Origin of the sequence: Rudanella lutea DSM 19387, from assembly GCF_000383955.1 — a bacterium.
Classification (GTDB): domain Bacteria; phylum Bacteroidota; class Bacteroidia; order Cytophagales; family Spirosomataceae; genus Rudanella; species Rudanella lutea.
Genome location: NZ_KB913014.1, coordinates 192,806 through 203,445, shown reverse-complemented (window position 1 = coordinate 203,445; position 10,640 = coordinate 192,806). Strand labels below are relative to the sequence as shown.

Genomic DNA, 10,640 nt, shown 5'->3' with positions numbered 1-10,640 from the left:
CCTTGTGAGTGCAAATGTAATGACGTGATTCGGTCCATCCCCACCCGCGTGGGGAAAATACTGCCAATTTGTTCGGAGAAGAGGTTTTTTGACCGTTTCTACCGTTTATGTGTCGGCCGCTGGGCGGAGCGTGAGCCAGATCCCATCTACGTTAATTGGAACGTACTGTTTAGGTTGCCACGTCCGCACATCGAAGCCCTGTTCGCTACTGGTCCGCCAAAGTAGGGTGACTGTACCATCGTCGGCGCGGTTGGTAGCTCGTTCCCACAAGGCCTCACGTACCACTTCGCTCACTCGGCCCACAAATACCCCCGCCTGTACTTCAATCAGCCAGCGGCCTAGGTCGCCCCGTAACGAGGGCGATACCCGTTCAACCATCAACACCATCATGGCTTATCGGGTTTAGGCCCGTTCGGGTTACTCCACCAGGGTGTCGGCAGGGCCGGGTCGTCGTCGGGGTCGAAACCATCCGGTGTTTCTGACTCCACATCCAACCGAAGTATCCTGTCCACATCGGGCACAATACGTTGCAGAAGTTTCAGGTTTGTAAAAGCATCGCGGCACCGTTTTCTGACCAGCGTTTCGGGCTTCGAGACCCCTTCGGCCACTACCGAAAATGCGACGGGCACCGTCACCTGCATCTTGTAGAGGTCGGCAATGTCATACACAAACGATAACTGCTTGCCCTGGTGGATGAATCCCAAAGCAGGCGAGTATCCTGATGAGAGCAGGGCCGCATGTACCAGCCCATGCAAACAGGCATTGGCCGATGAGAGGGCTTTGTTTATTGGGTCAGTATCGTCCCAGTCGGTGCGGTTATAGCTCCGCCCCGTCCACTCGACACCGAACCGGCGGGCTGCATCCGCATAAGCTTCCCGTACGCGGATGCCTTCGCGTCCACGAATTTGTTCGATCCGCAATCCCGGTGGCAGTGGCTCAGGAAAACGCGCCCGGTACATGCGTTCAATAACCTGAAGGCGCAAATCGGGCGTGGCCGATAACTCCGCCTGACGCATCAGCCGGTAAGCTTTGTGAGTTTCGCCAACCCCCTGTGCATAGCACCGGACGCCCTGCTCTCCGCACCAAACAACCGAGCAGCCAGCCTCCGTAACCGTTCGGATGGCCCCGTGGGTGATGGTCGTGCCCGGCCCCAGCAGTAAAGCCGCCAGACTGGCTACCGGCACTGGAATGCTCCCCTGTTTATTGACAAATTCAACCCCCAGCTTCGACTGTTCGAGGTGGCCGTATTCGAAGTAGAGGTACGACAGCGAGTCCCGGATTTTAGGCAAATCGCGCATGGCATGTTTATGCTTCATGAGTGTTCTGGTTTAATTCTGGCGAAAGATGTCACGCTATGTATCTATTTCTGGACATTTGTTGTCCGATGTGTTACCTTGCCAGCATTCCACAACCACAACCTATATGCTTACCCACCCACCAGCCGAGCAGCTACGCCGGTTATTAGATACTGGCGAATCGTTTTCGCTCCAACAACTTCAGCAGCTACTTGACCTTGGCGACCGTCAGATTCGCCGGCTTCTCGATCAGCTTCGTCAGAGCGGTATCCCGATTGAGGAGCATCGACAGGGTAAACACAAACGCGTATCGCTACCCACCGACCGGCAGCGTGTACCTGTACCCGACCTGCGTTTCGACACTGAAGAACTCCGGGCACTGGCCATTGCCGCCAAAGCCAGCCGGGCGGTGCTGGTAGGGACACCGCACGTAGCTGCTCTCAAACGGGCATTCGACAAACTCCTCGAACACGCCCGGCCTGTCACTTATGTCTTCGATCTCGACGAACCCATGCAGGAATGGCACTTTGCCGAAGATCCCACCGACCAGTTTGCTCTCGACTGTTTCCGGGCCATTGAAGGGGCAATGGACGAACGGCAGTCGGTGCGTATTGATTATCTGACCGCTAAAGACAACCGGCGCTCCGTCGGCCGGAAAGTTGACCCCTACTGCTTTATCAAGCGGGGAAGGGCCTGGATTCTGGTGGCCTTTTGCCACAAACGGCAGAAACCCATCAACTTCTCAATGACGCGCGTGAGCCGGGTTGAGCTTTGCCCGGATGCGTATTTCGATATGGACCGAGACTTTGATGCCGAACAGTTTTTTCGAGCCTCACTCGGGGCTATAAATGATGGCGAGTGTTATCTGCTGCAACTATTAGTCGAACCCGACAAGGCGCTGTTTTTCCGGGAGCGGCAGTACCACCCGACGCAACTGATCGAAGAAGAGCGGCCCGACGGGCGGCTGGTGGTGTCGTACGAATTAGAGGGGTTCGAGGAGATGCGTTCCTTCTGCCAGGGTTGGGGCGTGGGCATTACGGTACTGACCCCCGACCTCCTGCGCGAGCGGCTCCGCGACGAAGCGAAAATCTTGCTCGAACGGTATCGGTAGTTTCTCAGTGGACACCAAAAGTCCGGCGTAGCAACACCCCCGGCGTAAGTTTCGGACCGATACCGAAATTAACCTTCCTCTTTTCCATGACAACCGAACCCTGGCGGCTCTTCTGGGCCAAAACCAACCGCGAAAAAATCGAGGGCCTTCCCGACGATTGGACACACCCTCTCTGGGCGCACCTCATTGATGTAGGCAGTGCCGCACAAGTGCTTTGGGATAATTTCCTTACCCCAAGGCTCAAACAAAAAATGGCCGACGCCCTCGGCATGAATCTAACCGATGCGGGTCGGTTCCTGAGCATCTGGATCGGGTTGCACGATTTGGGAAAGGGGATTCCGAGTTTTCAGGGAATTCCGGGAGCAGCGCCGGAAGTAGTTTACAAGCTGGCCGAAGCAGGTCTACACGTTCATCCCGAAGCCAACCGGCTGCATCACGGTCACGCATCTATTGCTATTGTGCGCCGGTGGTTGCATCTGGATATTGACGAAGACCGTCAGGGTAAGCCATTACCCGAGTCCCTGCTTGATGCGCTGGCCACCTGTGTGGGTATTCATCATGGCAAGTTAAGTCTACGCCGAATAACGGATGGCGTGGCAGAAGACAAACGGATTGTAGCTGCACTTGGCGATAACCATTGGAAGCAGGCTCAGCTCGACTTAGCTAATGCCGTTTTCAATGCCTGGGGAGCCAATTGGCCAAAGACGGGTCGCCAAAATGTAATCGACCGCCGTTCGCGGTCGGGCTGGCCCGACTGGATGATGGCTTTTGCGGGGTGGGCTACCCTGGCCGACTGGCTGGGTTCCATGCAAACGTGTTATGACCATACCGTGCGGGCTGACGACGATTTGGCAACTTATCTGGAAAGTAGTCGAGCGGGGGCGATGAAAGCGTATCAAGCTGCTGGACTGAAGCATCAGGCTAAGCTACGGGTCAAATCGTTTAAGGCTCACTTTGGCAATAGGCCCCGGCCCTTACAAAGCATTGCCCGTAAGGTATCATTGGATAAGAACACGCCTAACCTGCTCATTGTAGAAGCCCCCACAGGTGAAGGTAAAACCGAAGCTGCTTTTTATCTGGCCGGGCGATTTGGTCAGGGTATTTATGCGGCTATGCCTTCGCAATCGACCTCCGATGGGTTGTATCCTCGGTTGGCGGCTTTTTTGAAAGGGGACAAAGAAAAAAAATTGCGGGGGGCACACGTAGGAGATACCGCAGCGTTGCGGCTTGTACATGGGAATGACCTGTTACGCGACGATGCTCTGTCGCTGTTAGCGGTTGAGGATTTGACCGCTTCTATCGTGGATGATGATGATGACGAGCGAACATTGCCTGGCGATACCGGAGCGAAGAATCACCTGCTTTCGTGGTTTATGCCCAAGAAAAGGGCGTTGCTGGTGCCCTATGGTGTCGGTACGGTAGACCAGATCTTTCTGGGCGTTCTCTTTGCCAAGCATTTCTTTCTTCGGCTCTTCGCGCTTTGTGGCAAGACGGTCATTTTCGATGAAGTCCATGCCTACGATACCTACATGAACACCCTTTTTGGGCGGTTGTTGCCTTGGTTGCGTGCTCTGGACATCAACGTTGTGGTGTTATCAGCCACGTTGCCCGGTGAAGCTCGTCGGCAAATGATTACGGCCTGGGGCGCGCAACCGGATTTGGAAGAAAACTCGGCGCTGGCTCCGTATCCGGTAACCTGGCAGGTCGCTGGAGGCCAGATGATATCTCATTCTTTTAAGCCCGATAGCAAGCGGGGACAGCGATTGACATTCCAGTGGTGTTCGGAGGAGGTTAGCGCTTTAGCCAAACTGGCCCGAAAGCTGATCGGAGAAGGAGCGACGGTGTTGGTTATCTGTAACAAGGTAGACCGGGCGCAGGAGTTATTTAGTTTACTCGACGACGATGTTCTTCTGCCGCCGGAAGATCGGTTACTGCTTCATGCGCGAATGCCGCAGGCGTGGCGACAGGATCGGGAGGAAAAAGCTCGTGAACGGTTTGGTCCAAGACGACCTGACCGACCTGGTCTGCTGGTGGGTACACAGGTGATTGAGCAGAGTCTTGACCTCGATGCTGATGCGATGATTACGGACCTGGCACCGGTTGATTTGCTGTTGCAACGCGCCGGGCGACTCCATCGGCATCATCGTGATAACCGACCTGCCGGCTACGAAACACCTGTACTTTACATCGCCTGCCCCAAAGCGGAGCCGGGCGAACTGCCGAATGTTGATGAGTTATCGGCAGCCGGGCGGATTTATGGTCGTAAGCTGCTGTGGCAAACGTGGGCCGTATTGCAGCACCGGAAAGGTTGGGCCTTGCCATTGGGCGATGCAACCTTACCCGGTTATCGGGAACTGGTTGAAGCAGTATATACTCAACAATTTAGTTTCTCTCAACCGCTGAATCCGGCCGCTCAGGTTGACTACGAAAAGGCTAATGACGACTGGAACGCCCGCAACGGCCGTCAACAGGCCGATGCCGATGGGCGGTTGATTCCCCCGCCAAATCATATGCAGGATTTATTTCAGGCTAAAGAAAACCTGCTGACAGAGGACGAAGACAATCCGAACGGCAACGTACCGAAGCACCTACAGGCTTTTACCCGCGACCCCGAAGGCGTCAACGCTGAGGTATTGCTACTACACCGTACCGACGATGGCTGGGGCCTTACCCCAACGGGCCCTACCTTAATTCGGCGTGGCAAAAAACAGTATATGACGCCTGAATTACTACGATCTATATTCGGCGCTGCCGTGCGAATTAGTCATGGCGGTATTGTATCGGCTTTGTGGAAGGAACCGAATGAAGATTGGCAACAACAGCAGGAAGAGAACCGGCTACTCAAACGCTTCCAACTTATCGAACTGACCCATTACACGGCCGTGGTCGGTGGCGTTCACCTTGAGTTGAATGAGCGGCTGGGATTGATTTACAATAAACCTTAATACCGGTAATGACCACCTACAATCTTCTTGATGAACCCTGGCTACCCGTACGGTGGCGTGGGGGAGAACCGCCCGCAGCGGTGGGGCTACGCGAAGCCCTCCTCCGGGCGCACGACATTTCTGAATTGGCCACAGATAATCCACTGGAAACCATTTCTCTCAACCGGCTACTGGCCGCGCTGGTGGCTTCGGTATTCCCTGAACTAGCCAACGAACCTGAATGGTTCGCAACGTGGGACGCCGGGTGGTTTGATGCCGACCGGGTAGATGCTTATCTGAAGCAGTACCATGCGCATTTCGATTTACTGTCGCCTGTGCGGCCCTTTTTCGGTAATCCGCAAACCGACGCCAAAGAGATTTCGCCTTTGTCGCGGCTACAACACGCAGCCACAAGTGGTAACAATGCACTGCTTTTCAGCCATGACCTTGACAGTGTTCCGCAGACGATGACGTTTGCCCAGGCTGCTCGTGCATTGGTTTGCTGTCAGGCTGCTGCATTGGGTGGGGGCGTTGCGCAACCGTTCAATCTCTGCCATGGGCCGCTGGTTGGTGGGGCTTTTTTCTGGCTGCGCGGTTCAGTTAATGGTGAAACGTCTCTATTTCGGGCATTACTGCTCAACCTGGCACCGGTTGAGAATGTTTGGGGTAATGCGTCAAAAGACGCACATACTGCCACCTGGGAAGCGCAGGACCCGCCAAAGCCAATTAAAGACCAGCAGGTGTTTGGTGTACGGGGGTTGTTCACCTTCCAAAGCCGTCGTCTGCAACTCGTTACCGATTCAGAGGGTAAACAGGCTGTAGGGGTACGGTACAATCAAGGCAGCAAAATGGAACGCCTTTATGACGATCCGCATCTGGCATACTATTATAACGACAAGATAGGCGACCTACCGATCCGCTTCAGTACATCGCGGGCGCTATGGCAGGACAGTACAATCTACATGATGACGCGTGAGCATAAGGGTCACGCACCACGTACGTTTGAGTGGCTTTCTGACCCCAGTACGCTCAATGCATTGGATATGGCCCGTCAAGAACCGCTACTGGCCGATGTGTTTGGACTGGTAAATGATCAAGCAAAGGTTGAGCTCTGGCGGCACGAGCGTGTCACGATTTACCCCAGTATCATCAACGAACCCAGCCGCTGGATTGCCCTTCAGCAAATGCTTGATGGGCCAGATACGCAAACGGACGATGCTCGGAAGGTAGCAGGCCGCTTACGCGAGGCAGTTCGGGCCTTTGCTACCCGCGTTAGGCTAAACAAACCCTGGGGTGTTCGACTCGGTGACATAGAACGGGCTGATCGGGATGCATTCGTCCTGATGATTGATGCCGAAAGCCGCTACTGGCTGGGTGTGGGCAGCATGTTCGATACGTTTCTTGGGAAGGTGGCTACGTTGCCAGTTGAAGGTGAGGAGTTGCTGATTCTGCAACACCGCTGGCAACAGACTCTCCATCAAACCGCACAACGCGCACTGCATCAGTCGCTCGAATCATTTCAGCAGGATGCCCGTACCCTACAGGCACTGGCCGAAGCCGATATGGTGCTACGTTACGGCACGCTTTACCCGAAAATTGATAAACCTCTAAAAACCGAAACCGTATGAATCAACTGAACAACCAACAGGCCGCCTTTGTCAGCTTTCTGGAACTACAACACGGCCCCACCGGACGGGCCAATCTGGCTGAACTACGCCGGGCAGCTACCGACCCTTTGAGCGATTTTCGCGATTTGCGAATTCTGGGCCAGCACCTGCCCGAAGGCACCGACCGTGAGTTTGATACGTACCGACTTACGGCCGCGCTGTTTGCCCTCTACGCGACCAAATTCTGGGATAGAAGCAGCTATCTGAAACTGCCTCGCTTCTCCGACGAAACGAAACGGCGGTCGCTGGGAGCGTCATTGCGGCAGTTGCGTAACAGCATTAGTGTAGGACAGGAGAGCCTTGATCTGCGCTTTTCAGCTCTGCTTGACGCTCCTGCTGAAGATTTGGCCGTACCGCTTCGAAACGTGATTCAGCGCATTGCTACAGCTGACAAACGGATTCCCGTCGATTTTTACCGGCTTCTCAATGATTTACTGCATTGGAACGCTGACGAAGCACGCCGACGATGGGCACGTGACTATTGGCAGGCCGCCGGTGGTGGATTTGCCGGGGCAGATGCTGAAACGACTGAAATTAGTAACCAAACCAACGTATAACCACAAACGGATTCTTTCCATGAAAACCATCGAATTCCACATTCTCCAGAACTTCCCTCCCTCTAACCTCAACCGCGACGATAGCGGGGCACCCAAAGACTGTGATTTTGGCGGCTATCGGCGGCAACGCATCTCATCACAATGCCTGAAACGCTCGGTACGTCAGTCCGAAACGTTCCGCGAACAGATGGACGACCGGCTTGGGATTCGAACCAAGCGAGCCCCTATTGAAGTGGCTAAACTGCTGGTGAAACAGGGGCAAACCGAAGCGCGGGCCAAAGCGATGGCCGAGGAGTTTTTCGAAGCTTTGTACGGCGTGAACGATAAGGGAATGACCGATTACCTGCTCTACATTGGTGCGGAAGAGTTGCAGCGGGCCGCTGCCCTGCTGCACGAAGCGGGTGAAGAAACCGCAGCCGCTGCTGAAACGGTTGCCACTCTCCGGGCCGAAGTCGCTACGCTCCAGAAAAAAGAAAAAGAAGCGAAGCAAAAGCAGATCGACGAAGCTGCCAAGTCCTTCTCTGCACTGGCCGACCAATACAAGAAAACGTACCCCAAACATGTGCGGTCAGTAGATGTGGCTCTGTTTGGCCGGATGCTGGCCGATAGCCCGACCGAGAATATTGATGCAGCCTGTCAGGTAAGCCATGCTATCTCGGTAAACCGGATGAATATGGAGTTTGACTACTTCACGGCGGTGGACGACCTGCAACCCGACGATAACGCCGGTGCCGGTATGATTGGTACCGTGGGGTTCGCGTCGTCGTGTTTTTACCGGTTTGCCTGCGTGGATTGGGATCAGCTGACGCGCAACCTCGGTGGCGATGCCGCAGCGGCCCGCGAGGGCGTAATGGCCTTTGCCGAAGCGTTCATTCAGGCGCGGCCTTCGGGCAAACAAAATACGTTTGCGGCTCACTCGCTACCCGCGTTCATCCTGTGTGTGGTGCGTGAGAAGGGGCAACCCGTTTCGCTGGCCAATGCGTTCGAGAAGCCGATTGCTCCCAAAGGTGACCGGAGCCTGACTGACGGAGCCATTGAAGCCCTGGGACAGCATTACGGCAAACTAAAAAAAATGTACGGCCTCAACGGTTCGGCATTCTGTGTGTTGCTCGATGATGCCTCCAAAGTAACTCAGCTGGCCGATGTGGGGGTGAATGTGCAGGAAGACGTAGCCAGTTTGCTGGCCGCCGTCGAACAAACCATCAACGCCTAAGCCGCCGTTTATGAGCCATACACTCCTTATGCGGTTGGCGGGGCCCATGCAGTCGTGGGGCGTCAGTAGCCGCTTCGGCATTCGGGAAACCCTTTCGGAGCCATCAAAGAGCGGGGTCATTGGGCTGCTCTGTGCGGCTCTCGGCTGGGACCGTGCCGCCGAAACGCACCCCATTGCTGGCCAGGCCCGTACGTTAGCTGAATTGTCGGCGTTGCCTTTGGGCGTTCGGGTAGTACGCGAGGGCGTTGTCCGGCGCGACTATCATACCGCCCAGAACGTACTACGGGCCAAAGCTAAACTACGCCCCGGCAAGCCGGTGTCGGACAGCGATTTGCAGGAAACCGTATTGTCAGAGCGTTACTACCTCAGTGATGCGTATTTTCTAGTCGGTATTGAGAGCGACGACGTAGCCTTGTTGCAAGCCATCGACGCAGCTCTGGCCAAACCCTTCTGGCCGCTTTGCTTAGGTCGGAAAGCCTTTGTACCCAGCCTGCCGGTACAATACACGCCCGAAACAGGTGGAAATGTGGTTAATCAGTCGGTAGCCGAAGCCCTGCTCACCGCCCGTGATCCGCTGCTGACCCGTACGCCCAAACATAGCGGGCAATGGGTTGAGGAAAACACCCTCACACGCCGGCTGATTCTGGATCGTCCCCTCGACCGGGCCTTCTCGGAGGCTTCGGGACTGGCCGAAACGCGCAAAGCCCAGCGCACCGACGTGCCGCTGTCGTTTGAACCTCGCCGATTTGCACCCCGTGAGATAACTATCTATACCGCCCTTGATCATGTACCTGTCTAAACTCATCCTGAACCCCCGCTGCCGCGATGCTCGGCGCGATGTAGGGTCGCCCTACGAGTTGCACCGCACCTTGGCGCGGGCATTCGACACCGAGCCGGGTACCGACTACCGGTGCAAGCACGGTGTTTTGTTCCGGCTCGAACCGATGGCCTACGCGCAGGCTCTGCCTACGGTGCTGGTCCAGTCGGCTACCCAGCCCGACTGGAACGAATTACCCGAAACCTATCTTCTCCAGCCCGCCCACACCAAACCGGTGAGCGTTTCGCTGGCAGTGGGGCAAACACTGGCGTTTCGGCTGGTGGCTAACCCAACCAAAAAAGAAAAGCGAGAGGGTAAGCGGCAGGGCAGGCGCGTAGCTCTGACCGAATACGACGTAGATGAGGCTGCGGGAATGGAGCCGTCCGATGGAGCCGTTGGCGTGGTGGCAACGCCCGCCCGTATCTGGTTGGGTCGCAAAGGCGAACAACATGGATTCCGGGTACTCTACGCTACATCAGACGATTTCTGGTTGGGTCGGGCCGCGTCAGGTCGGGCCGCGGCAGGTGTGAAGCCCGACCTGACGGACAAACAGCGGCTTCCGCACTACGGAGTTCGGTTTGATGGGTTGTTGCAAGTGACCGACCCCGCTCTGCTCGCCGAAGCGCTTCGGCAAGGCATTGGACCGGCTAAAGCCTTCGGGTTTGGGTTGCTCTCGCTGGCTCAACCCCAGTAAGACGGCGTTCAATTCATGCTATTATGAACCGTGCGACGATGCCTCTCGGGTACCGTCGCACGGTTGTTTGTCACCAAATAAGGTGTATACAGACATAAACGTTCTTTGACCTGCGAAAACCCTATTTTTACGCAAATTTCCAGTATGCTCCCCACCCGCGTGGGGATGAACCGCGCATTGATTATATGAAAGATACATTGTCAAAATGCTCCCCACCCGCGTGGGGATGAACCGACTCGTAAAAATATTCTTCGTAATAAAGGAGAATGCTCCCCACCCGCGTGGGGATGAACCGGCACTAGCGGAGGAAGAAACTCCCGCCGAAACATGCTCCCCACCCGCGTGGGGATGAACCGTTGTAG

At 55.6% G+C, this 10,640-nt stretch carries 9 protein-coding genes; 7 read left to right on the top strand and 2 right to left on the bottom strand.

The window, feature by feature from the left end; translation table 11 throughout:
- Window positions 1-105 precede the first annotated feature (105 nt).
- Together cas2e and cas1e are read right to left on the bottom strand one after the other, a co-directional pair.
- Window positions 106-390 (bottom strand): type I-E CRISPR-associated endoribonuclease Cas2e, encoded by a 285-nt coding sequence (cas2e, locus tag RUDLU_RS0126600; protein WP_019991495.1) that lies wholly within the window; start codon window positions 388-390, stop codon window positions 106-108.
- Window positions 387-1,316 carry a type I-E CRISPR-associated endonuclease Cas1e gene (gene cas1e, locus RUDLU_RS28530; protein ID WP_019991494.1) on the bottom strand — a complete coding sequence of 310 codons (930 nt, stop codon included), beginning with the start codon at window positions 1,314-1,316 and terminating at the stop codon, window positions 387-389. Before cas1e ends, cas2e begins: the two co-directional genes overlap by 4 nt.
- Window positions 1,317-1,422: 106 nt before the next feature.
- On the opposite strand from cas1e, the gene RUDLU_RS0126590 reads away from it, so the two are divergent.
- The 7 genes from RUDLU_RS0126590 to cas6e all read left to right on the top strand — a co-directional run bounded on the left by RUDLU_RS0126590 (window position 1,423) and on the right by cas6e (window position 10,278).
- Window positions 1,423-2,406 (top strand): helix-turn-helix transcriptional regulator, encoded by a 984-nt coding sequence (locus RUDLU_RS0126590; RefSeq protein ID WP_019991493.1) that lies wholly within the window; start codon window positions 1,423-1,425, stop codon window positions 2,404-2,406.
- Between the two features lie 86 nt (window positions 2,407-2,492).
- Window positions 2,493-5,351 carry a CRISPR-associated helicase/endonuclease Cas3 gene (locus tag RUDLU_RS0126585; protein ID WP_019991492.1) on the top strand — a complete coding sequence of 953 codons (2,859 nt, stop codon included), beginning with the start codon at window positions 2,493-2,495 and terminating at the stop codon, window positions 5,349-5,351.
- A gap of 8 nt (window positions 5,352-5,359) precedes the next feature.
- Window positions 5,360-6,958 carry a type I-E CRISPR-associated protein Cse1/CasA gene (gene casA, locus RUDLU_RS0126580; protein WP_019991491.1) on the top strand — a complete coding sequence of 533 codons (1,599 nt, stop codon included), beginning with the start codon at window positions 5,360-5,362 and terminating at the stop codon, window positions 6,956-6,958.
- Window positions 6,955-7,554: a type I-E CRISPR-associated protein Cse2/CasB gene (gene casB / locus RUDLU_RS0126575; protein ID WP_019991490.1), complete on the top strand. Its 600-nt coding sequence runs from the start codon at window positions 6,955-6,957 to the stop codon at window positions 7,552-7,554. The genes casA and casB overlap by 4 nt, the downstream gene beginning before the upstream one ends.
- 19 nt (window positions 7,555-7,573) lie before the next feature.
- On the top strand, window positions 7,574-8,767 hold the full coding sequence (gene cas7e / locus RUDLU_RS0126570) for a type I-E CRISPR-associated protein Cas7/Cse4/CasC (protein ID WP_019991489.1): 1,194 nt from the start codon (window positions 7,574-7,576) through the stop codon (window positions 8,765-8,767).
- A 10-nt stretch (window positions 8,768-8,777) separates the two neighbouring features.
- Window positions 8,778-9,566 carry a type I-E CRISPR-associated protein Cas5/CasD gene (gene cas5e / locus RUDLU_RS0126565; protein ID WP_044131339.1) on the top strand — a complete coding sequence of 263 codons (789 nt, stop codon included), beginning with the start codon at window positions 8,778-8,780 and terminating at the stop codon, window positions 9,564-9,566.
- Window positions 9,553-10,278: a type I-E CRISPR-associated protein Cas6/Cse3/CasE gene (gene cas6e, locus RUDLU_RS0126560; protein ID WP_019991487.1), complete on the top strand. Its 726-nt coding sequence runs from the start codon at window positions 9,553-9,555 to the stop codon at window positions 10,276-10,278. Before cas5e ends, cas6e begins: the two co-directional genes overlap by 14 nt.
- The last annotated feature ends 362 nt before the right edge of the window (window positions 10,279-10,640 follow it).

Bases quoted from the DNA above. Each gene is read 5' to 3' on its own strand.
- cas2e (WP_019991495.1), bottom strand. From the start codon at position 390: ATGATGGTGTTGATGGTTGAACGGGTATCGCCCTCGTTACGGGGCGAC.
- RUDLU_RS0126585 (WP_019991492.1), top strand. From the start codon at position 2,493: ATGACAACCGAACCCTGGCGGCTCTTCTGGGCCAAAACCAACCGCGAA.
- cas5e (WP_044131339.1), top strand. From the start codon at position 8,778: ATGAGCCATACACTCCTTATGCGGTTGGCGGGGCCCATGCAGTCGTGG.
- casA (WP_019991491.1), top strand. From the start codon at position 5,360: ATGACCACCTACAATCTTCTTGATGAACCCTGGCTACCCGTACGGTGG.
- RUDLU_RS0126590 (WP_019991493.1), top strand. From the start codon at position 1,423: ATGCTTACCCACCCACCAGCCGAGCAGCTACGCCGGTTATTAGATACT.
- casB (WP_019991490.1), top strand. From the start codon at position 6,955: ATGAATCAACTGAACAACCAACAGGCCGCCTTTGTCAGCTTTCTGGAA.
- cas6e (WP_019991487.1), top strand. From the start codon at position 9,553: ATGTACCTGTCTAAACTCATCCTGAACCCCCGCTGCCGCGATGCTCGG.
- cas1e (WP_019991494.1), bottom strand. From the start codon at position 1,316: ATGAAGCATAAACATGCCATGCGCGATTTGCCTAAAATCCGGGACTCG.
- cas7e (WP_019991489.1), top strand. From the start codon at position 7,574: ATGAAAACCATCGAATTCCACATTCTCCAGAACTTCCCTCCCTCTAAC.